This is a genomic window from Streptomyces sp. NPDC002403, assembly GCF_053593015.1.
Genome location: NZ_JBSFBQ010000074.1, coordinates 1 through 22,477 on the forward strand (window position 1 = coordinate 1; position 22,477 = coordinate 22,477).

A 22,477-nucleotide genomic window follows, 5' to 3' on the forward strand; every position below is an offset into this window, starting at 1 on the left:
CAGCGTCCACCGCATCGAAGCCCACACCGACCTCCTGTTCACCAAGCGCCACCTCTGGAACCGCTCCAACATCGAACTCGACTTCGGCGGCCACCGCATACGCACCGAAGGCATCGAGAAGAACACCCACGACAACCCCTTCGGCGCCGTCCTCTCCTTCCGCGGCACTGTCACCGACACCACCGTCCAGCACGCGCTCTCCGGCAAGGTCATCGAGCTCACCGACACCTTCCCGGTGCCCGACGCCAAGGCGTTCGAGGTCGGCCAGTGGTGGGCCGTGCAGGTCGCCCCGGTCGAGGGCGGCGGCGGTGACGAACGCGAGCTGCAGAAGCTGGTCGAGATCACCGAGATCGTCGACGCCGGGCACATCCGGATCGGCTACCTCAACGGCTGGGAACTCGCCGAGGGCCGCAGGCTCACCTGGACCCGCGTCGAACCGGTCCGGGGCACGCACATCCGCAACATGGTCTTCGAGGGCGCGGGCCCCGACGAGTACACCGGCTCCCACCCCGTCAGCTTCGAGTACGCCGTGGGCTGCGACGTCTCCGGGATCCACGCCACCGGCACCTTCTGGCCGGTCATCATGCGCCGCTGGTGCACCCGCTTCCGCACCGAGGAGTGCTCGCTGAAGAACCCGCCCACCGTCGAGTACGGCGGCGCGGGCTACCTCACCCAGCAGATCTACTGCCTGTACGGGCGGGTCGCGGACTGCACGACCAGCAATGTGCGCCACCTCAACGACCTCACCGCCTCCGCCTACTGCACCGTCGTGAACTGCCACGGCGACGGCGACGACGCGGGCGGCAACCCCTTCACCACGCACGGTCAGTACGAGCACGACCTGCTCTTCGACGGCAACTCCGGGCTGATGGACATAGCCAACTCCGGTGCGCAGTGGGGAATCTCCGCCAAGCGGATCACCGTACGCAGACACGTCTGCTCCTGGTTCACCGCCAACACGAAGATCACCGATCTGACCCTCGAGGACATCACGGTGATCGCGCGCCCCACCTTCGACCAGGCCGGCACCCTCACCGTCAACGCCGACGGCGCCCAGGTACGCGGCTGCACCGCGAAGACCTTCGCCGTCGCCCAGCGCTCGGCCCGCTCCACCCGGCCGACCACCATCAGCGACTGCTCCTTCGAGCTGCCCGCGGGCGCCGTCCTCGTCCAGACCCCGGTCACCGCCCCGGTGCACTTCGTACGCTGCACGTTCAAGGGCGTCGACGGCGCGGTCCTGCGCGGGGCGGGGCCCGTCCACTTCACCGACTGCACCGTCACCGGTGCCGGGAACGCGGCCCCGCTCTCGGTCGGATCCGCGGATCTGCGGATCGACGGCGGCAGCTACGACAACACCGGCTTCGAGCTCAGCGCCGTGCGCGACCAGCGGATCACCGTGACCGGCGGCGCCCGTCTCACCGGCAGCAACAAGGCCAAGGCACTCCTCGGCCGTGCCGCCGGCCCGGGGAGGGTGACCTGGGACCTCGGCGCGCTCAGCAGCGCCGCCTCCGGAGCGGACACCGCCCATGTCCGTATCGACGAGGGCACCAACCACTACGCGGCGACCGGGGCCCGCTTCACCGGCGGCACCCTCCATCTCGCCCCCGGCGCGCTGGACTCGGTCCTGCACACCTCGTGCGTGGAGGACGGGACGAAGCGTGGCGCCATGCCCGCGAACGGCGACAAGGTGCGCACGGACGGGAACCTGATCCTGTGACCGCCGTGATCCGCACCGCGACGGCGGCCGACGACCCGGCCCTGGCCGCCCTGTGGCGGCGGTGCTTCGACGCCCCGCAGATCGCCGGCCTGCATGCCCTCGACCCGGACCGCCACCGGCACACCTTCGTCGCGCAGAACGCCGACGGGGACGGGATCGACGCCGTCGTCGTCTACGTACCGAGGCTGATCCGTGACGCGCACGGCACCCCGCGGCGGGTCGGCGGCATCGGCAGCGTCGCCACCCGCCCCGAGGCCCGGGGACAGGGACTGGTGCGGCGGCTGCTGGAGGCGGCCGAGCACACCATGAGGGCCGAGCGGTGCGACTGGTCACTGCTGTTCACCGGGACCCCGGGCGTCTACCGGGGCTCGGGGTGGCAGGAGTTCGCGAGCACGTACACCGAGGGGACGCTCGCGCCACCGCCCGCCGCCGGGGAGTTGCGGATCCGCGAGGCCACCGCGCTGGACGCCGCGGAGGTGGCCGCGCTGCACCACGCGTACAACGCGGACCGGCCGCTCAGCTCGGTGCGGGCGCCCGAGGACTGGGCGGTGCGCGTGCCCGCCTGGTACGGCCCGCTCGACCGGTCGCTCGTGGCCGAGGACCCCGGCTCGGGGGCGCTCGTCGGCTGGATGGTGGCCCAGCACGAGGGGGAGTGCGTGGAGGTACGTGAATTCGCGGGTGTGCCCCGGAGCCTGGGCGGGCTGTTCGCCGCCGTCGGCGAACGGGGCCGGGCGGCGGGCCTGGACCGGGCCCGGGTGCGGCTCCCCGATACCCCGGAGGTCCGGGCCGCGCTGCCGGCCCTGCTGGCGGACGCCCGGCAGGTGACGGAGAACGTGGGGATGGCCCGCCCGCTGCACGCCCGCGCGGACGCCGTCCGGGCCACGGTCACGGCGCCCGGCGCGGTCCACTGGTACGGCGACTGTTTCTAGGAGGAGCCGGGGCGGGGCGCCGTCAGCGGCATCCGCCGCCACCCCGCCCGCGGTCGGCCCTCGGACCGTCGAAGGCCCGCAGCGTCCAGCCGGTCACGACGGATGCCGCGCGATCGCTGCAAGGTCTCGCAGATCAGCCCTGGAAGACCAGGCGAATGTCCTGGTTGGTGATGAAGGAGAGTGCTTCGCCAGCCGGGAGGACCGGCCGCAGCGCGTCGTACACCGCCCGGACGCGTTCCGGCCCGTACGCACGCATGTCCTCGGTGGCCTGCAGGAGCAGGCCACCACCGGACAGGGGCGTCACCGCTGAGAACGCCGCCGCGGCCTCCGCTCCCTCCTGGCCACCGAGACGTAGGGCGACACCGGGCGAGCAGACGGTGATCCAGGAGTAGCCACGGAGCTCGTGGTTCAGTGTCGGCACCGTCTCGTGCGGAAACACCCCGAGCGCCACTTCGAAGGCGCTGCGCCCGGTCGCTACTTCGATGTCATCCGCGATGCAGCCGTACAGACACGTCCGCCCGTCCGACTCGGCGTCTTCCAGCCTGCGTTGCAGAAAATTCCTCCAGCGCGTCTGGGCGGCCAAGGACGTCTCCGGCGCTGCGAATTCCTGGCTCGATCCGTCCACTGCGAGAGTCACCCACTCCGGGGCGTCGTATTGACGCCGCATGGACAGGTCGATCCACGGGCTTCCCGGATATCCGTCCGCACCGAGCCGGCACAGACGGACATCCGCCGCCAACGGAACTTCCTCGACGCTCTTGAGAAACTTCTGCCAGCCCCGGGGGGACCACACGCTGGAGGAGATCTTTCGCCCCTTCGGCGTGTGACGGGTCACTCCGAACGACCCCCAGAGTTCGCCTGGTTCGCCGAAGGGAATCCCGCTCTTCCTCAGCACATTCGAGCGTCCAGTGAGATCCAGGGATGCCGCGAATGGGTCGAGATCAGTGCTGGCCAGTTCACCGAGCGCGTTCTCGAACCATCCCTCGGTCAATTTCCGCAGATCCGAAGCCGCATCAGGAAGCTCGAATGCAGCCTCCAGGTGAATATTCGCATTGAAGCGGAATTCGGATTCTGCAGTTCCCATTACCCTCTACCCGTTCACTTACCCGTTTGAGTACCTTGCGGGCGCCGATCCCACCGGCCGGATCATACCCCTCCTGCTGAATAGATCCCCGCGTCGCTGCATATCTGCCCTAGAAGACCGGAATGAGCGGCATGGGCAGTGGACCGGTTCCCGGGTTCGGCGTAAAGGGATTGTTGGACCAGTCGTGGTTCTCCACATTGGTGTGCCAGCAGTCCTGTGCTCCCTCCCACAGCTTCCCGGCATCGATGAGCGGTTTTCGCAGTTCCACCACCGGCACGTTCTCCGGCACCGTTTCCGGGAGTTGCCTGGTCTTCGGCTCGCCCTTCGGATCCTTCTGCTTGGCCCAGGTGTAGAGCTCAAGACCCTGGGTCTTGGGCGAAGAGGTCACCGTGATCAATTCCTTGGGATTGGCCTTGTTCGGTGCGACGCCAGGTGCCACGAAGGGGAAGCCGGCCACCACCCTGCGGTTGTCGCCCTTGGCTCTCAGTTGTGTCGTGAGGCGCGTGAGATAGTTGCCCAGCTGCTCTGGACCTTGCGCTTCCGCTTCTCTGCCCTTGTGCTTCATCTCCCACACATAAACCGTTTTGTCGGTCCAATAGATCAAGTCCGCGTAGCCCGGTTTCTTGCCGGGATTCTTGTACGAGCCGCCCTTGATGGAGTTACTGGTGCGCTCGGTCGTGACCCGGCCGCGCCCAGCGTTGTGGAGGAAGTCCCACACCTGCAGAATGACTGCCCGGAGGTACACGGCGGTGTCGTGGCGGTTCGTCCAAATCTTCCGCCAGCTCTGCGCAGCCGCCTTCTTCCGGGCCGCCTGGCGCTCCGCCTCGCGCTGATCCGGGTCGTAGAGACCGGAGGGATCACTGCGGCTGACCGGGCTGTTGTGGCTGTACGCGTACCCGTTCATCTGGAGCGGGTCGGCGATGTCCTTGACCGGGTCGGCGGAGAGGAAGCGCCCGGTCGACTGGTCGTATTCGCGCGCTCCGAGGTGCACGAGTCCGGTGTTCGCGTCGTCGACACCCACGCCGAGGTAACTGCGTCTGTCGGGCCAACTCGACGGCTTGGTACCGCGGTTCTCGCCGTAGGGCTTGAAGGCCCTCCGGGTCACCGGCTGCGTCGCGGACTGCTCGACCGCGGTCGTCGCCGTACCGAGGTGGTCGGCAAGGAGCACGGCCAACTTTTGGGACGAACGGCGCGCCGATCACCACGGTGACCACGGTCTCCAACGCGAAGCCTCCGGCCGCCGGCCCCAACGTGCTCTATGTACGCGCCGTTGACGACGCGGGCAACAAGTCCGAACCGCGCAAGTACCTCTTCTACGTCACCCCCCCCCGCGACAAGGCCGACGCACCCGGAGACTTCACCGGTGACAAGCTGCCGGACCTCATGGTCGTGGACGGCAACGGCAACCTGCGGTCCTATGCGACCGAGTACACGACCGACCTGACGAAGGGCGACGGCCGCATCGGCTACTCCGCGTCCGGCGCCTACCAGGGCAACCCGGCCAAGGACCCGAACGGCAAGGACGACGAACCCCAGTACGTGGCCCCGCCGTCCGGATACTGGAAGAACACCTTGATCACCCACCTCGGCGATATCTACGGAGGAGACGGGCTTCAGGACCTCGTCGCTCGTCGGGAGGGCAGGTTGTGGGTGTACCCGGGTGACGGGTACGGCGGCGTCAACATCGACAAACGCCAGGAGATCCTGCTGCCGTCGAACGCACCGGCCCCCGACACCATCAGCCAGATAGTCTCCGCCGGCGACGCCACGGGCGACGGCAAGACCGACTTCTTCCTCACGGTCGGCGACGCCATCTGGGCCTTCGTCGGATACAACGGCGCCACCATCGAAAAGGCCGTACAGCTCTCCAGCTCCCCTTGGACCAACCGTGACATCGTCACCGTCCAGGACGTCACGGGAGACGGGGTCACCGACCTCGTCTACCGTTCCGGCGACTCCGGCCGCCTCCTGCTGCGCACCGGCAAGAAGGCCACGGGGGGCGGGGTCGACCTCAACTCCCTGGCGGCCGCCGTCAACTCCGCCGAGGGGGCTGACAGCATCTACGGGGCGAGCGGCTGGGGAACCGACAACATCCGATTCCTCTTCGGCACACCCGACGCCAATGGAGACCTGATCCCGGACATCTGGACGCTCAGGACCGATGGCACCGTACGGTTCTATGCCGGTTCCCGGACCGCCCTGTCAGGCTCAGGAATCCAGATCGTCACCGGTTGGCAGAACAAGATGGCCATCGGCTGACGCCACCTCCAAGCGCCGGGCCCGGACACAAGTCCCGGGCCCGGCGTTTGTGTTCAGGCGTGCATGCCCGTTCCGTGACCGGGTCTGCCGACCCGTGAGGTGTACTCGCACAGCGCGGTGGATCAGCCGGACGACCGCCACGTCGATGCGCCAAATGCCCCCTGCGATGCGGACACCTTGATGGCGGATCGTGATGGTCCGGGAAGATGGCGGCGCCCGTTACAGCGCGGCCACGGCATTGCGGGCGTTCCTGCGGTGAGTTCGGGGCGGGCAGAATGGGCAGTGTTGGAACGGGCGCCGGCCGATCTGGTGCGCGCCCAGGCACTCAGCGCGGTGTTGGCGGTGTGGGCAGACGGCGCCCGACCGGCCCCGCCCCCGCGTCCATCCGCTTCCGGAACTCCCCGGCCAGGCAGGGGTACATCGCGCGGCCGTCACGGCACCGGCGCCGCCGACCGGGCCGCCTCGCGGGCCCGCTCCGGACTCCACGAGCCGAGCGGACGGGGGAGCGGGGCCGCGAGTTCTAGCATTTCGGGGCCCGGCATCAGATCCTCGCGGAGCCGCTCCGCCAGCAGAACCAGGAGGTCGCCCACCCGCCGGGGACGGGGGCGTGTACCGCCCGGACCGGGCCACGGGGGCAGCGTCCCGGCCCCGGGGCTCATCGGAACGGGGACGGCCGCGCGGCCGTCCCCGTTCCGGTACGCGAGGCGTTACGCCGCGTTCTTCGGCGGCTGTTCGTCGTACGCCGAGGTGCCCGAGTCCAGCAGGGGCTCCTGGGTCTTCAGGTGGGCCGGGGCGAAGGCGCGCAGCACGTGATAGCCGGTGATCACCACGATGGTGCCCAGCGCGATCCCGCTCAGCTCGAAGTTGTCGGTGATCTTCAGGCTGACCCCGCCGACGCCGATGATGATGCCCGCGGCGGCCGGCACCAGGTTCAGCGGGTTGCGCAGGTCGACCCCGGCGTTCAGCCAGATCTGGGCGCCGAGGAGGCCGATCATGCCGTAGAGGATGACGGTGATGCCGCCGAGCACCCCGCCGGGGATGGCCGCGACGACCGCGCCGAACTTGGGGCAGAGACCGAAGAGCAGGGCGAAGCAGGCGGCGGCCCAGTACGCGGCGGTGGAGTAGACACGGGTCGCGGCCATGACGCCGATGTTCTCCGAGTACGTGGTGTTCGGCGGACCGCCCACCGCGGTCGACAGCATCGACGCGGCGCCGTCCGCGGCGATCGCGGTGCCCAGCTTGTCGTCCAGCGAGGCGCCGGTCATCTCGCCGACGGCCTTCACATGACCGGCGTTCTCGGCGATGAGCGCGATGACCACCGGGAGGGCGACCAGGATCGCCGACCATTCGAAGCTCGGGGCGTGGAAGGAGGGCAGCCCGATCCAGTCGGCCTTGGCGACACCCGACAGGTCGAGCCGCCAGTGGTCCACGGCCTCGGCACCGCCGGCCGGGGAGTGGATCTTGCCGAAGACCCGGTCGAGGACCCAGGACAGCGCGTACCCGAAGACCAGGCCGAGGAAGATCGCGATGCGCGAGAAGAAACCGCGCAGGCACACTACGGCCAGTCCGGTGAACAGCATCACCAGCAGCGCCGTCCACTGGTCCTGCGGCCAGTACGTCGACGCGGTCACCGGAGCCAGGTTGAAACCGATCAGCATGACGACGGCACCGGTGACCACCGGCGGCATGGCCGCGTGGATGATCCGGGCGCCGAACCGCTGCACCGCGAGACCGGCGAGGAAGAGCACCACACCGACGGCGAAGACCGCACCGGTGACCACGGCGCTGCTGCCGCCGCTCGCCCGGATCGTCGCCGCGACCCCGACGAAGGAGAGCGAACAGCCGAGGTAGCTGGGCACCTGGCCGCGCGTGGCCAGCAGGAAGATGGCCGTCGCCACACCCGACATCATGATCGCCAGGTTGGGGTCCAGGCCCATCAGCACCGGGGCGACGAACGACGCGCCGAACATCGCGACCACGTGCTGGGCGCCCAGTCCGAACGTACGCGGCCAGGAGAGCCGTTCGTCCGGCCGGACCACGGCCCCCGGTGCGGGGGTCTTCCCGTCGCCGTGCAAGGTCCAGCGCACGCCGAGGCCGCCCATGGTCGCTCCCTGTGGTGTAGGTGCGGAGCCGAGCGCCTCGCCGGGCACGTCGTTGCCGCAGAAATGATCAGCGCCATGGTAATGCCGGATCGCGGCGTGCTCGCGGCCGGGCCATGCCCCTGAGCATGGCCGATGCGGGTGACGCGGGGGCGCGGGCCCTCGCGTCACCCGCCGGTGCGGTGGTTCAGGGACGCGGCTCGGCGGCCGCCGGGCCCGGGGCACCGGCCTTTGAGGACGGCACCGGCCTGCGGTCGCCCGCCCGCAGCACCCCCGCCCCCAGCACCAGACCGAACGCGAGCACCGTCACCAGGCCGAACGAGACGACCAGCGAGGTCGCCTCGGCCAGCGAACCGATCGCGGACGGTGCGATCAGCCCCGAGGTGTACGTGATCGTGGCGACGCCCGCGATCGCCTGGCTCGGGTTCGGACCGCTGCGCCCGGCCGCCGCGAAGGCGAGCGGGACGACCACCGCCACACCGAGGCCCAGGAGCCCGAAGCCGCACATCGCGAGCGCCGCGTCCGGCGAGGCGACCACGAGCAGCCCGCCGACCGTCGCCAGGACGCCGCCGACCCGTACGGTCCGGACCGCGCCGAAGCGGTCGACGACCTTGTCACCGGCTATCCGGGCGATCGCCATGGTCAGCGCGAACGCCGTGGTGGAAGCGGCGGCGAGTCCGGCGGAGGTGTCCATGATGTCCCGGAGGTAGACCGCCGACCAGTCCAGGCTGGCTCCCTCGGCGAACACCGCGCAGAAGCCCACCGCGCCGATGATCAGCGCCGACTTCGGCGGCAGGGTGAAGCGCGGCGGCGGCTCCTCGTCCGGCCGGCTGCGCAGATCCAGCACACCCTGGCAGGCGATCAGGCCGAGCGTGGTGAGCACCAGGGCGGCCAGCGCGTGGTGCAGCCGGGCGTCGGCGCCCAGGTGCGCGGCCACCGTGCCCGCCGCCGAGCCGATCAGGGCGCCCACGCTCCACATCCCGTGCAGCCCGGACATGATCGACTTGTCGAGCCTGTTCTCCACCTCGACGCCGAGGGCGTTCATCGCCACGTCCGACATGCCGGCCGTCGCCCCGTACACGAAGAGCGCGGCGCACAACGTCACCAGGTTGGGTGCCGTCGCGGGCAGGATCAGCGCCAGCGTCCACAGGGCGAGCAGCCCGCGCAGCGCGGTCTTGGCGCCGAAGCGATGGCTGATCGCACCGGCCAGCGGCATGGCGAGCGAGGCGCCGATCGCCGGGAAGGCGAGGGCGAGGCCGAGCTGACCCGCGCTGACCCCGGCGTGGTCCTGGATCCAGGGCACCCGGGTGGCGAAGCTGCCGGTCACCGCGCCGTGCACGGTGAAGACCGCGGCGACGGCGAACCTGGCCCGTTTCACCTGCTCCATGCCGAAGACCGTGTCTGTGGAATCCGTCGTCATACCGCCGTGCCCTCCCTTGGGGAATCCTCTGCTGCCGGTGGACCCGGCGCCCGTGTCCACGGTGCGGGCCGTAAACTATCAGGAACCCTGCCTGATAAATAGTGCGCCTGTGCACGCAGTGCGTCAGCGATCTGGAAGGATCCCGGCATGCCCGCATCACCGAGCACCGCACGGGCCATCAACGACCGGCTCGCCCTGCGACTGCTCCAGCAGGACGGCCCACTGACGGCCACGCAGCTGAAGACCCTGACCGGCCTCTCCCGGCCCACCGTCGCCGACCTCGTCGAACGCTTGCAGGGAGCCGGTCTGATCCGGGTCGTCGGCGAGGCCGGTGCCGAGCGCCGGGGACCCAACGCCCGGCTGTACGGAATCGCCGCCGACCGCGCCCACCTGGCCGCGCTCGACGTACGCACCGGCAGCGTCGCCGTGGTCGTCGCCGACCTTCTCGGCGCCACGCTCGCCGAGGCCACCCTGCCCATCGGCACCGGCACCGCCACCGAGGCCGCCGTCGAACAGGCCGCCGCGCTCCTGGAGCGCACCGCGCGCGAGGCCGGAGCCGGTCCGCTGCACAGTGTCGGCATCGGCGCGCCCGGACTGGTCGACCCGGTCACGGGCGAGCTGCGCGACACCACCGGGCTGCCCGCCTGGCACCGGCGACTGGTGCGGGTGCTCCAGCAAAGGCTGCCCGCGACCGTGCTGGTCGAGAACGAGACCAATCTCGCCGCCGTCGCCGAACACCGCGGCGGCGCGGCCACCGACCGCGACACCTTCGTGCTCTTCTGGCTCGGCCACGGCGTCGGCGCCGCCGTCATGCTGGACGGGAAGCTCCGCCGCGGCGCCTCCGGCGGCGCGGGCGAGATCGGCTTCCTGCCGGTGCCGGGCATTCCCGGCACGCCCTCGGCGCTCAACTGCGACGGCGGGTTCCACGCGCTGGTGGGTTCCGCCCCGGTCTGTGAACTGGCAGCCGCCCACGGCATCGCCGTGCCGCCGGGTACCGCCGAGGGGGACAAGGAGCCGGGCGCGGCCTTCGCGGTGCGGGCCGCGCTGGCGGGGGAGGGGGACGGCGAGGGGTTCCTGGACGAACTCGCCGGCCGTCTCGCCCTCGGCGCCGCCGCCGTCGCCGCGGTCCTGGACCCGGGCTGTGTGCTGCTGGCGGGCGAGGTCGGCCACGCGGGCGGCGACGCGCTCGCGGCCCGGGTCCAGGAACGGCTGACCCTGATGTCACCGCTGCGCACCGAGGTCAGGGCCGGGCGGCTGGGCGGCGCGGCGGTACTCCGCGGCGCTCTGCTCACCACCCGGGAGGCCGCTCAGGACGAGCTGTTCACGCCGTCCGCCTGAGACCCGGAACCGGTGTCCCGCGGGGCATGGCCGAGCCCGGCGGCGACCGGGGGCGATCCGGTCACCGCCGGGCGGTATCGGGGAGGGTCAGCAGGCTCCGAGGTCCTGCCAGGCACCCCAGTCACCGGTGGAACCGGGCACCTCGCCCTTCGTCCACCACTTGGCCTTCCACTGGTGCGAGCCGTGGCTGACCGTCGTACCGGCGCCGTACTCGGAGCCCGCGCTCCAGGCGGGCGCGGTGCAGCCGCCGCCACCGGGTGTCGGGTCCGGCGACGGCGTCGACGTGCCCGTGCCGGGGTCGACCAGGGTGGTGCCGCGCGCCAGGTCGGAAGCGAGGGCGTACGACTTGCCGCCGAAGGTCACCGTCCAGTTCGACGGCGTGGAGGTGGGCAGGTAGTAGACGAAGTCGACCTGCACCGAGGCGCCGGGGGCCAGGCTCTGCCAGGCCGGGAGCTTCAGCGAGACGCGGTTGTAGTCGCCCTCGATGCCGCCGACGTTGTTGGCGGCGGTGTGATCGCTGCGCACGATCGTCGTGCCGAAGCCCGACTGGTCCTTGGCGTTGGCGGGCGCGGACGTCGCGTAGTCGAACTGGAACTCCGTGGAGCCGGGCAGGGTCGCCTTCGTGTTGTTGGTGATCTTCAGCTTGGGGCTGATCGGGTAGTTGGAGTCACCGAGCGGGAACTGGTCGAAGGACACATCGATGTCGAGCGCCTCGGTGGGCAGCTCGACGGTGGACCGCTTCGCGCCGTACGGGGTGGCCGACTTGAACTTGTCGTACATCGTCGAAGTGAGCGTGGAGCCGGGCTCGTACTGTCCCTTGGCGGCGTTCCAGCCGTAGTCGCCCGCGAGCTCCCAGATCATGGTGCCGCCGATGCCCTTGTCGACGACGTAGTCCGCCTTCGCGGCGACCGACTGCTCGTCCTCGGTGGACAGGAAGACCTTCTTCTCGGCGTTCCACAGCCAGGGCGCGACCAGCGTCGAGTCGTACTTGCGGGCGTAGGTACCGGTCAGCTCAGTGCCGGCGGGGAATCCGTAGTCGGTGACGTAGTCGCCCACGACACCCTTCTCCAGGTTCTTCGCATGCCACATCGGGTTGGAACCGGCCGGTGATTCCTTGCCGTCGGCGTCCTGGTCGTGCCAGAGGTTGTCGATGCCGACCGCGCCGTCACCGCACTTGGTCAGCCCCGCGCCGGCCGGGCAGTCGGTGGTGGCGGCCCTGCCCCACAGCCCGTCCGTGCCACCCTGCACGTTCTTGAAGCCGCGGGTGTAGTACGGCAGGCCGATGTTGATCCGGCCGGCCGGCATGGAGCCGCGGAAGTAGTGGTAGGCCCAGTCGGTGTTGAGGTAGCCGGTGCCGCCGTACTGCGAGGTCGAGTAGACGCTCGCCTGGGCGAGTTCGGCGTCCTTGCCGTCGTCGAAGAGCGCGGCGTTCGGCCCGACGTACTCGTTCCAGGCGCCGTGCAGGTCGTACGACATGATGTTGACGTAGTCCAGGTACTTCTGGACCTGGAAGGTCTCCATCCCGCGCAGCAGATAGCCGGACGAGGGCGCGGCCACGCTCAGCAGGTAGTGGGTGCCGTCGGCGGCGGCGGCGCGGTCGAGCTTCTGGCGCAGGGTCTTCATCAGCGCGGAGTAGCCCTTGACCAGACCGGCCCGGCGCGCGTTGGACAGCGTCCAGTCCAGCGGGTTGCCCGCGTCCTTCATGGTCGTCGGGTACTCGTAGTCGATGTCGACGCCGTTGAAGCCGTACTTCTTGATGAAGGCGACGGCGGAATCGGCGAAGGTGTCGATGCCGGCCTGGTTGACCGAGCCGTCGGCGTTGGTCGCCATCGAGTAGAAGCCGCCGGAGTCCACCCGCCTGCCGCTGCCGTCGAAGTAGCCGCCGGTCTCGGCCCAGCCGCCCACCGACACCATGGTCTTCACATTCGGGTACTTCTTCTTGAACTTGTTGAGCAGATTGAAATGGCCCTTGTAGGGGAGGTCCGGGTCCATCTCCGCGCCCGCGACGCCCGGCCAGGTCATGCCGGTCGAGGCGTTGTCCGGCCCGTCGGTGCCCACGGAGAGTTTGTTGCCGCCGTCGACATGGGCGAACGCGTAATTCAAATGGGTGACTTTGTCCCAGGGGATGTCGGAGGCGAGGTAGGCGGGTTTGCCGTCCTTCCCCGTCCGCCAGTCCGTGAAGTACCCGATGACCCGCCGCTGGTGGTCGGCGCCCATCCTCTCGCGGCCCTCGGTGTCGTAGACGGAGCAGTAGGGGACGGAGACGCCGGGGGTCTCGTAGAGCCCGTCGGGGCGACAGGACTCCTGGTCGGCGGCGGCCGACGGGGTGGCGGCGAGCGAGCCCATCAGCAGTCCGGCGACGGCGACGCCGACTGCGAGCAGGGTGGCTCTCGCACGAGTGGGGGACAGCACGTTCGGTTCCTCCCGGGGAGGTTCGGCAGAACACAACTGGCAAGGGGGTGGGTCGTGTTGATGCCCCGGGTGTGCGCACACCGCGGGACCGCTCCTCGGAGGTGACGCAGAGATTAAAAGGACTAGACCACTGCGTCAATAGGTCTGGACCTTTAGGCGTCAACTTCCTCGACGGCGCCCCTCGCCCCCGCCGTCCTGTGAGCCAGTCCACAGACGCTCACCCGTATGGCCCGCCGCCGGGCGTGGCACACTGATCGTGTACCAGCAGCAGCGCACTCCGGGGTCGGTGCAATTCCGAACCGGCGGTTATAGTCCGCGACCCGTCCGCATCCAGCGGCCGGTTGACCAGGTGGGATTCCTGGACCGACGGTTAAAGTCCGGATGGGAGGCAGTGCGCGGCGGGCCGTTTCGCGGGTACGCCGCCGTCGGCGGATGGTTTTCGGGCGACCGATCCATCCGTGTTTTCCGGCGTTTCCGGCGTTCCCCCGTGGCGTTCCCGCTTCATCTGTCGTCATCGACAGGCCCCGGAGTCCGTGCCCGAAGAGGCAGGAGGACCCGGTGGACACCGCAGCCGACATCACCGCCATGCGCCGTGCGATCACGCTCGCCGCCCGCGGTCTCGGCTCCACCAGCCCCAACCCCGTCGTCGGCTGCGTCGTCCTCGACGCCGCGGGCCGCCACGCCGGAGAGGGCTTCCACCAGCGGGCCGGCGGACCGCACGCCGAGATCCACGCCCTGCGCGAGGCGGGCGACCGGGCCCGTGGCGGCACCGCCTACGTCACCCTCGAACCCTGCAACCACACCGGCCGCACCGGCCCCTGTGCCCAGGCGCTCGTCGAGGCCGGGGTCGCCCGTGTCGTCTACGCGGTCGGCGACCCGAACCCGCAGGCCACCGGCGGTGCCGACACCCTGCGCGCGGCCGGGATCGAGGCCGAGCAGGGGCTCCTCGCCGCCGAGGCCGAGGCGGGCAACGCCGCCTGGCTGACCTCGGTGCGCCTGGGCCGCCCGTACGTCCTGTGGAAGTACGCGGCGAGCCTGGACGGCCGGATCGCGGCCGCCGACGCCACCAGCCGCTGGATCACCTCCCCCGAGTCCCGCGCCGACGTCCACCGGCTGCGGGCCGAGGCCGACGCCGTCGTGGTCGGCTCCGGCACCGCCCGCACCGACGACCCGCAGCTCGGTGTACGCGGCATCGAGGCCGCCGTGCAGCCGCTGCGGGTGGTCGTCGACACCGGCGCCACGGCCGTACGGCCCGGCGCCCGCGTCCTCGACGGCACCGCGCCCACCCTGATCGCCGTCGCCGACGACGCCGACGCCGGGCACCTGCCGCAGGCGGCCGTCCTGCGGCTGCCGCGCGCCGCCACCGGCCACGGCCTGGACATCCCCGCCCTGCTCCGCGCCCTGCACGGGCGCGGCATCCGCTCCGTACTCCTCGAAGGCGGCCCGACCCTGGCCGGGGCCTTCGTCGCCGCGGGAACGGTCGACAAGGTCGTCGGCTATCTCGCCCCCGTGCTCCTCGGCGCAGGCCCCGCGGCCCTCGCCGACGCCGGAATCTCCACCATCGCCGAGGCGTTGCGCCTCGATGTGACCGAGACCGTCCGAATCGGCCCCGATCTGCGGATCACCGCCGTCCCCGGCCCTGCCCGGAAGGGAAACTGAGTGTTCACCGGAATTGTCGAAGAACTGGGTGAGGTCACCGCCGTCGAGAAGCTCGGCGACGCCTCCCGATTCCGCCTGCGCGGCCGCGTGGTCACCGAAGGTGCCAAGCACGGCGACTCCATCGCCGTCAACGGTGTCTGCCTCACCGTCGTCGACCTGGGCGACGGCGAGTTCACCGCGGACGTGATGGCCGAGACCCTCAACAGGTCCAGCCTCGGCGCCCTGGACACCGGATCCCGGGTGAACCTGGAACGTCCCATGGCGGTCGGCGGCCGGCTCGGCGGACACATCGTCCAGGGCCATGTCGACGGCACCGGGCACATCGTCGAGCGCAGGATCTCCGAGAACTGGGAGATCGTGAAGGTCTCGCTCCCCGCGGAACTGGCCCGCTACGTGGTGGAGAAGGGCTCGATCACCGTGGACGGCGTCAGCCTCACCGTCGTGGACGCCGGACCCGACTACTTCACCATCAGCCTCATCCCCACCACCCTCGCCCTGACCACGCTCGGCATCAAGGAGCCCGGCGACCCGGTCAACCTGGAGGTGGACGTCATCGCGAAGTACGTCGAGCGGTTGCTCGGCCACCGCGCGCAGGAGCCCGAGGAGCCGGCGAAGTGACTGCCCTGAACTGGCTGAACTCGGAGGCGTTCACCGTCTTCGGACAGCACATCATCTGGTCCGACATGATCGGCAACACCGTCGGTCTGATCGCACTGACCCTGGGCTGGCTCCGCTCCATCTGGACCTGGCCCGCCCAGCTGCTGTCCGGCGTCGTCCTGGTCGCGGCCAACGCCTCCGTGCACCAGGCGGGCAGTGTCGGCAAGCAGCTCGTCGTCATCGCCGTGGCCGTCTGGGGCTGGCAGCAGTGGACCCGGGGCAGGCAGCAGGCCCAGGACGGCTCCATCGCCGTACGGTTCGCCACCTGGCGCGAGCGCGGCTTCCTGCTGGGCGGCGCCGCCCTCGGCACCCTCGCGGTCGGCGGCCTGTTCACCGCGTTCCCCTCGCTCTCCTGGAGCCCGTGGGCGGACGCGTACATATTCGCCGGCACCCTCGTCGCCATGCTCGCCCAGGCCCGCGGCATGGTCGAGTTCTGGTTCGCCTGGCTGCTGGTCGACCTGGTCGGCGTACCGCTGAACTTCCACAGCGGACTCGCCTTCTCCGGTCTCATCTACGTCGTGTACGGCGCCCTCGTCCTGTGGGGCATGCGCGACTGGTGGCTGCGTTCGCGGACACCCGCTCTGGAAGGAGCCACGGCATGACTGCCCAGCCCACCTGGCTGCACCGGGAACACGAGGAAGCCGCCGAGGACCTCCGCCTGGACCCCGTCGAGCAGGCGATCCGCGACATCGCCGCCGGACGGCCCGTCGTGGTCGTCGACGACGAGGACCGGGAGAACGAGGGCGACCTCGTCGTCGCCGCCGAGAAGGCCACCCCCGAGATCGTCGCGTTCATGATGAGCGAATGCCGCGGGCTGATCTGCGCGCCCATGGAGAACGACGAGCTGGAACGGCTCGAACTGCCGCAGATGGTCGACCGCAACACCGAGTCGATGCGCACGGCGTTCACCGTCTCCGTCGACGCGTCCGCCGCGCACGGCGTCACCACCGGCATCTCCGCCGCCGACCGGGCCACCACGCTCCGGCTGCTGGCGGGCGGCCAGGCAGGCCCCGGCGACTTCGTACGGCCCGGCCACATCTTCCCGCTCCGCGCCCGCTCCGGCGGCGTACTGGTCCGCAACGGCCACACCGAGGCCGCCGTCGACCTCGCCCGGCTCGCCGGACTGCGGCCCGCCGGGGCCATCGTGGAGATCGCCGGCGAGGACGGCGTGATGCTGCGGCTGCCCCAGCTGGTCCCGTTCGCCCGCAAGCACGGCCTCACGATCATCTCCATCGAGGACCTGATCGCCTACCGCCGCAGCGCGGAGCCGACCGTCCGCCGCGAGGCCGAGGTACGCCTGCCGACGAGTTTCGGCCCGTTCACCGCGTACGGCTACCGCTCCACCACCGACGGCGTCGAGCACGTCGCGCTCGTCCACGGCGACCTCGGGGACGGCGGCGACGTCCTGGTCCGGGTCCACTCCGAGTGCCTGACCGGCGACATCTTCCAGTCCCAGCGCTGCGACTGCGGCCCCCAGCTGCACGCGTCCATGCGCCGGATCACCGAGGAGGGCCGCGGCGTCGTCGTCTACCTGCGCGGCCACGAGGGCCGGGGCATCGGCCTGCTCTCCAAGCTCCGCGCGTACGAACTCCAGGAACGCGGCGTCGACACCCTCGACGCCAACCTGGAACTCGGCCTGCCCGCCGACGCACGGGACTACGCGGCCGGCGCCCAGATCCTCAAGGACCTCGGCGTCCACAGCCTCCGGCTGATGACCAACAACCCCGACAAGACGGCCGCGATCCTGAGGCACGGACTCGCCGTCACCGGCCGCGAGCCGATGCCCGTCCAGGCCGGCGAACACAATCTGCGCTATCTGCGCACCAAGCGCGACCGCATGGGGCACGACCTGCCCTGGCTCGACACCGCCACGGCGTCGACCTGCGGCAACCAGTGAGATCACGGAAACGAACGGTAGGAGAGACATGAGCGGCAAGGGCGCACCCGAACTGTCCGTACGCAACTGCGGCGACCTGCGCGTGGCGGTCGTCGCCGCGCAGTGGCACGAGAAGGTCATGGACGGACTCGTCGACGGCGCCCTGCGTGCCCTGCACGAGCTGGGCATCGACGAGCCGACCCTGCTCCGGGTGCCCGGCAGCTTCGAACTCCCGGTCGTGGCCAAGGTCCTCGCGGGCCGCGGCTACGACGCGATCGTCGCCCTCGGCGTGATCATCCGCGGCGGCACCCCGCACTTCGAGTACGTCTCCCACGGCGTCACCAACGGCCTCACCCAGGTCGCCGTCGACACCGGGGTCCCCGTCGGCTTCGGCGTACTCACGTGCGACACCGAGGAGCAGGCACTCGACCGCGCAGGCCTGGAAGGCTCCAACGAGGACAAGGGACACGAGGCGGTCACCGCGGCCGTCGCCACCGCCGCGACGCTGCGCACCGTCAGCGAGCCCTGGCGCTGAACGCAGGGCACGGACCCCGTACTCTAAGACCATCATGGCGAACAAAACCTTCGAAGAGCTCTTCGCCGAGCTGCAGCTCAAGGCCGCCAACGGCGACCCCTCCACCTCCCGCACCGCCGAGCTCGTGGACAAGGGAGTCCATGCCATCGGCAAGAAGGTCGTCGAAGAGGCCGCCGAGGTCTGGATGGCCGCCGAGCACGAGAGCAAGGACGCGGCCGCCGAGGAGATCTCCCAGCTGCTGTACCACGTCCAGGTGATGATGGTCGCCCGCGGGATCTCGCTCGACGACGTCTACGCCCACCTCTGAGCACCACCCCCGCACCACGTACATCCGCAGAAGACTCCCTCCTCGCAAAGGAAACCTGACCTCATGCTGCGCATCGCCGTCCCCAACAAGGGTTCACTCTCCGGGCCTGCGATGGCGATGCTCCATGAGGCCGGATACCAGCAGCGCAAGGAGTCCAAGGAACTCGTCCTCGTCGACCCCGAGAACGAGGTCGAGTTCTTCTACCTGCGGCCGCGCGACATCGCGATCTACGTCAGCTCCGGCCGGCTCGACATCGGCATCACCGGCCGCGACCTGCTGCTGGACTCCGGCGCCGACTCCGAGGAGATCCTCCAGCTCGGCTTCGCCCGCTCCACCTTCCGCTACGCCACCAAGCCCGGCACGGCCGAGGGCCCGCAGGACTTCGACGGCAAGACGATCGCCACCTCCTACGAGGGCATCGTCGCCAAGCACCTCGCCGACGCCGGGGTCAACGCCTCCGTCGTCCACCTCGACGGCGCGGTCGAGACCGCCATCGAACTCGGTGTCGCCCAGGTCATCGCCGACGTCGTGGAGACCGGCACCAGCCTGCGCAACGCCGGACTCGAAGTCATCGGCGAACCGATCATGAAGTCGGAGGCCGTCGTCATCCGCCGTACCGGCGCCCCGGACGACGACCCCAAGGTGCAGCAGTTCCTCCGCCGCCTCCAGGGTGTCCTGGTCGCCCGCTCCTACGTGATGATGGACTACGACTGCCGCGTCGAGCACCTGGAGCGCGCGGTCGCCCTCACCCCGGGCCTGGAGTCGCCGACCATCTCGCCGCTGCACCACGAGGGCTGGGTCGCCGTCCGCTCCATGGTCGCTGCCCGGGAGGCGCAGCGGATCATGGACGATCTGTACGACCTCGGCGCCCGCGCCATCCTCACCACCGCCATCCACGCCTGCCGCCTCTGACGGCCGGGCACCCACCCGGAAGACAGAAGAACATCATGTCCGCCCCCGCACCCCGGCCCGAACTCCCCACCCTCCCGGTCACGTTCCGGCCGACCCGAACCCGGGTGGTCCTGCTGACCGTGGGGGCGGCGATGTTCCTCGTCATCACCGCCGTCGCCATGACCCTGGAGCAATTGAGCCCGGGGGAGCGGGCCAGCTTCGTCTTCACGGCGCTGCTGTTCTTCGGAGTGCTGGCCCTGCTCAGCCGTCCGAAGATCGTCGCGAACGAGGACGGGGTGACCGTGGTCAATCTCACCCGGACGCGCAGGCTGTCCTGGGCGGAGATCCTCCGGGTCAACCTGCGTGTGGATGACCCCTGGGTCTTTCTCGACCTGAGCGACGGGACCAGCATGCCGGCCCTCGGCATCCAGCCCGGAATCGCCAAACAGCAGGCCATCCGCGACGCCCGTACACTCCGCGCCCTCGCCGAGAGCCACGGCACCGGAACGGACATCGGCTGAGCCCCCTGCCCCGCACGGCCTGTTCTTGACTACTCTGGAGGGCGGCGGTGCCCCTGTGCACCCCGCCCCGCACCAGAGGTCCAGGAGAATCGGGACCGGCGGGGCTTTCCTGCGACCCAAGGAGTGACTCCTTCCAGCAATGGACGGATCGTCCGGTAGTACCTGCGCCGCCCCTTCCCCGGAGGCGGCGGCATGACCACCCCCCTGCTGCTTCTGAGCGCGGCATTCCTTCTCATCCTCGCCAACGGATTCTTCGTGGCAGCCGAATTCGGGCTCGTCACGGTGGAGCGGCCGGACGCCGAGCGCGCCGCCGCCGAGGGCGACCGGCGGGCCCGTACCGTCGTCGAAGCCCTGCGTGAACTCTCCTTCCAGCTCTCCGGCACCCAGCTCGGCATCACCATCACCTCACTGGTCGTCGGCATGCTCGCCGAGCCGGCCCTCGCCCAGCTGCTGGAGGGCCCCCTCACCGCGACCGGGCTGCCCGACGGCGCCGTACCCGGCGTCAGCGTGGTGATCGGGATGATGGCGGCCTCCGCCGTCCAGATGGTGATCGGCGAACTCGTGCCCAAGAACTGGGCGGTCTCCCGGCCGCTCCAGGTCGCCCGGTTCGTCGCCGGGCCCCAGCACCGTTTCTCCGCCGCCCTGCGCCCCGTGATCAGTCTGCTGAACACCGTGGCCAACCGGCTGGTGCGACTCCTGGGCGTCGAACCCACCGACGAGCTGGCCTCCGCGCGCACCCCCGGGGAGCTGGTCTCCCTGGCCCGCCACTCGGCCGAGGCCGGCACCCTCGAACAGGACACCGCCGATCTCTTCGTGCGGACCCTGTCGCTCGCCGGACTCACCGCCCAGCACGTCATGACCCCGCGGGTGAAGGTCAGCGCCCTGCAGTCCTCGGCGACCGCGCAGGACGTGCTCAACCTCACCCGCGCCACCGGCCTCTCCCGCTTCCCCGTCTACCGGGAGCGGATCGACGAGGTCGTCGGCATGATCCACCTCAAGGACGCGCTCGCCGTGCCCGCCCAAGACCGGCTGCGCACCCCGGCCGGACGGATCGCCGTGCCGCCGCTGCTGGTCCCGGAGACCCTGCCCGTCGAACAGCTGCTCCAGCGGCTGCGCAACGAGCAGCCGATCGCCGTCGTGGTCGACGAGTACGGCGGCACCGCAGGGGTCGTCACCCTTGAGGACATCATCGAGGAGCTCGTCGGCGAGGTCAGGGACGAGCACGACGCCGAAGGCGCCGACCGGCCCGAACTGGCCCCCGCCGTCCCGGAGGACGGCCGCCCGGCCTGGGACGCCGAAGGCAGCTGCCGCGTCCTCACCCTGCGCCGGATAGGACTCGACGTCCCCGACGGACCGTACGAGACCGTGGCCGGACTCGTCGCCGATCTGCTGGGACGCATCCCCGCCCCCGGTGACCGGGCCGAGCTGCCCGGCTGGCGGATCTCGGTCCGCCAGGTCGGCCACTACCGGGCCGAGAAGGTCCGCTTCGTCCGCACGGCCGACCCGGCCGGTATCGGTACCGGGACCGCCCCGGTGGCCCGAGAGGTCCTGGAGGCCGTGCGATGAGCCTGGTCCAACTGCTCTTCGCCGCGCTCCTGGTGCTGGCGAACGGCTTCTTCGTCGGCGCCGAGTTCGCCCTCGTCTCCGTACGGCGCAGCCAGGTCGAGCCGCTCGCGGCGGCCGGCTCGGGCCGCGCCCGCCAGGTGCTGTACGGCCTGGAGAACCTGCCGCAGATGATGGCCGCCGCCCAGTTCGGCATCACCGTCTGCTCACTGACCCTCGGCGCCGTCGCCGAACCGACCGTCGCCCATCTGCTGGAGCCGGTCTTCCAGGCGGTCCACCTGCCCGAGGCACTCATCCACCCGCTCGGCTACGTCCTGGCACTCGCCCTCGTGGTCTTCCTCCACCTCGTCATCGGAGAGATGGTCCCGAAGAACCTCGCGATGGCGGCGCCGGAGAAGACCGCGCTCTGGTTCAGCCCCGGCCTCGTCGGCTTCGCCCGGCTCTGCCGCCCGGTCACCGCCGCACTGGGGGCCTGCGCCCGGCTGGTGCTGCGGATCTTCGGCGTCGAACCGAAGGACGAGGTGGAGGCCGTCTTCACCAGCGAGCAGCTCAACCGGCTCGTCGAGGACTCCGGCCAGGCCGGACTGCTGGAGCCGGAGGCGCAGGAGCGCCTGGAGGACGCACTGGAGCTGGGCAGCAGGCCGGTCACCGACGTGCTGCTGCGCCGGTCCGCCCTGGTGACCGTGGACCCGTCCGTCACCCCGCACCGGATCGAGGAGCTGACCGTACGCACCGGCTACTCGCGCTTTCCCGTGTGCGCGGAGGGCGGCGGTCCGTTCATGGGCTATCTGCATGTCAAGGATGTCCTGGACCTGGAGGACGGCGAGCGAGCCGTCCCCCAGCACGTATGGCGCCCGATGGCGACCGTACGGGCCGAGCTGCCCCTGGACGACGCCCTGACCGTGATGCGCAGGGCGGCCACGCACCTGGCACAGGTCGCCGACGCGTCCGGCCGGATCCTCGGCCTGGTCGCCATGGAGGATGTCCTGGAGATGCTCGTGGGCGAGGTGCGCGACCCGGCCCACCGGGTCGCGGTCCCGCGCCGAGCGGCGGAGCCCGCGAGCACGACGACCGGCTACGGCGAACTCACCGCGTCGGTCCGCTAGGGGTTTTCGTTCGGATCGGGCCCCGCGAGCCCGGCACGATCCGGACGAGAGGCCCTGACAGCACCTCCCGGTTGCCGGAGGGAAGGCTCCTCCGGCAACCGGGC

17 protein-coding genes, 2 pseudogenes and 1 riboswitch are annotated in these 22,477 nt (G+C 70.5%); of the genes and pseudogenes, 14 read left to right on the forward strand and 5 right to left on the reverse strand.

Translation table 11 applies throughout. From position 1 onward, the window contains the following. Positions 1–1,717 (forward strand): peptidase C14 (locus ACWCPY_RS39105; RefSeq protein WP_451273329.1); only part of this gene is annotated, 1,717 nt, incomplete at its 5' end. After that, complete coding sequence (locus tag ACWCPY_RS39110) at positions 1,714–2,646, forward strand: GNAT family N-acetyltransferase (protein WP_451273331.1); 933 nt, start codon at positions 1,714–1,716, stop codon at positions 2,644–2,646. The genes ACWCPY_RS39105 and ACWCPY_RS39110, both read left to right, overlap by 4 nt. 133 nt (positions 2,647–2,779) lie before the next feature. On the opposite strand, the gene ACWCPY_RS39115 is transcribed toward ACWCPY_RS39110, so the two are convergent. Next, positions 2,780–3,730 (reverse strand): hypothetical protein, encoded by a 951-nt coding sequence (locus ACWCPY_RS39115; protein WP_451273333.1) that lies wholly within the window; start codon positions 3,728–3,730, stop codon positions 2,780–2,782. Between the two features lie 844 nt (positions 3,731–4,574). Continuing rightward, a pseudogene (locus ACWCPY_RS39120) lies at positions 4,575–4,916 on the reverse strand (RHS repeat-associated core domain-containing protein); the annotation flags it as partial. A 2-nt stretch (positions 4,917–4,918) separates the two neighbouring features. Here ACWCPY_RS39120 and ACWCPY_RS39125 point away from each other — a divergent pair. Further along, positions 4,919–5,989 (forward strand): annotated as a pseudogene (locus tag ACWCPY_RS39125) (FG-GAP repeat domain-containing protein); the annotation flags it as partial. 707 nt (positions 5,990–6,696) lie between these two features. Here ACWCPY_RS39125 and ACWCPY_RS39130 read toward each other — a convergent pair. Beyond that, the gene (locus ACWCPY_RS39130) at positions 6,697–8,091 is read right to left on the reverse strand and encodes a uracil-xanthine permease family protein (RefSeq protein WP_451273335.1); all 1,395 of its coding nucleotides are present in this window, start codon (positions 8,089–8,091) and stop codon (positions 6,697–6,699) included. A gap of 184 nt (positions 8,092–8,275) precedes the next feature. Next, positions 8,276–9,508, reverse strand: coding sequence for an MFS transporter (locus ACWCPY_RS39135; protein ID WP_451273337.1), 1,233 nt, complete (start codon positions 9,506–9,508; stop codon positions 8,276–8,278). 147 nt (positions 9,509–9,655) lie between these two features. On the opposite strand from ACWCPY_RS39135, the gene ACWCPY_RS39140 reads away from it, so the two are divergent. After that, positions 9,656–10,846, forward strand: coding sequence for an ROK family protein (locus tag ACWCPY_RS39140; RefSeq protein ID WP_451273339.1), 1,191 nt, complete (start codon positions 9,656–9,658; stop codon positions 10,844–10,846). Positions 10,847–10,933: 87 nt separating this feature from the next. Here the strand turns inward: ACWCPY_RS39140 and ACWCPY_RS39145 are convergent, their stop codons facing one another. After that, positions 10,934–13,258, reverse strand: coding sequence for a chitinase C-terminal domain-containing protein (locus tag ACWCPY_RS39145; RefSeq protein WP_451273341.1), 2,325 nt, complete (start codon positions 13,256–13,258; stop codon positions 10,934–10,936). A gap of 268 nt (positions 13,259–13,526) precedes the next feature. Further along, positions 13,527–13,657, forward strand: a riboswitch (FMN riboswitch). A 159-nt stretch (positions 13,658–13,816) separates the two neighbouring features. Between ACWCPY_RS39145 and ribD the strand changes: the two genes are divergently transcribed. The 10 genes from ribD to ACWCPY_RS39195 all read left to right on the forward strand — a co-directional run bounded on the left by ribD (position 13,817) and on the right by ACWCPY_RS39195 (position 22,373). After that, positions 13,817–14,917 (forward strand): bifunctional diaminohydroxyphosphoribosylaminopyrimidine deaminase/5-amino-6-(5-phosphoribosylamino)uracil reductase RibD, encoded by a 1,101-nt coding sequence (gene ribD / locus ACWCPY_RS39150; RefSeq protein ID WP_451273343.1) that lies wholly within the window; start codon positions 13,817–13,819, stop codon positions 14,915–14,917. Then, entirely contained in the window at positions 14,918–15,535 is a 618-nt protein-coding gene (locus ACWCPY_RS39155; protein WP_451273345.1) for a riboflavin synthase, read from the forward strand. Continuing rightward, positions 15,532–16,176 carry a nicotinamide mononucleotide transporter family protein gene (locus ACWCPY_RS39160; protein WP_329816707.1) on the forward strand — a complete coding sequence of 215 codons (645 nt, stop codon included), beginning with the start codon at positions 15,532–15,534 and terminating at the stop codon, positions 16,174–16,176. Before ACWCPY_RS39155 ends, ACWCPY_RS39160 begins: the two co-directional genes overlap by 4 nt. Next, complete coding sequence (locus ACWCPY_RS39165; RefSeq protein WP_451273348.1) at positions 16,173–17,471, forward strand: bifunctional 3,4-dihydroxy-2-butanone-4-phosphate synthase/GTP cyclohydrolase II; 1,299 nt, start codon at positions 16,173–16,175, stop codon at positions 17,469–17,471. Before ACWCPY_RS39160 ends, ACWCPY_RS39165 begins: the two co-directional genes overlap by 4 nt. A gap of 28 nt (positions 17,472–17,499) precedes the next feature. Next, positions 17,500–17,985, forward strand: a complete 486-nt coding sequence (gene ribH, locus ACWCPY_RS39170; protein ID WP_114243451.1) for a 6,7-dimethyl-8-ribityllumazine synthase — start codon at positions 17,500–17,502, stop codon at positions 17,983–17,985. A gap of 34 nt (positions 17,986–18,019) precedes the next feature. Then, a complete protein-coding gene (locus ACWCPY_RS39175) occupies positions 18,020–18,292 on the forward strand; it encodes a phosphoribosyl-ATP diphosphatase (RefSeq protein ID WP_018524273.1) in 273 nt (90 codons plus the stop codon). A 63-nt stretch (positions 18,293–18,355) separates the two neighbouring features. Next, on the forward strand, positions 18,356–19,204 hold the full coding sequence (gene hisG, locus ACWCPY_RS39180) for an ATP phosphoribosyltransferase (RefSeq protein ID WP_189547690.1): 849 nt from the start codon (positions 18,356–18,358) through the stop codon (positions 19,202–19,204). A gap of 35 nt (positions 19,205–19,239) precedes the next feature. Then, on the forward strand, positions 19,240–19,704 hold the full coding sequence (locus ACWCPY_RS39185; RefSeq protein ID WP_451273351.1) for a PH domain-containing protein: 465 nt from the start codon (positions 19,240–19,242) through the stop codon (positions 19,702–19,704). Between the two features lie 192 nt (positions 19,705–19,896). Further along, positions 19,897–21,270 carry a hemolysin family protein gene (locus ACWCPY_RS39190; protein ID WP_451273353.1) on the forward strand — a complete coding sequence of 458 codons (1,374 nt, stop codon included), beginning with the start codon at positions 19,897–19,899 and terminating at the stop codon, positions 21,268–21,270. After that, on the forward strand, positions 21,267–22,373 hold the full coding sequence (locus ACWCPY_RS39195; RefSeq protein ID WP_451273355.1) for a hemolysin family protein: 1,107 nt from the start codon (positions 21,267–21,269) through the stop codon (positions 22,371–22,373). The genes ACWCPY_RS39190 and ACWCPY_RS39195 overlap by 4 nt, the downstream gene beginning before the upstream one ends. The last annotated feature ends 104 nt before the right edge of the window (positions 22,374–22,477 follow it).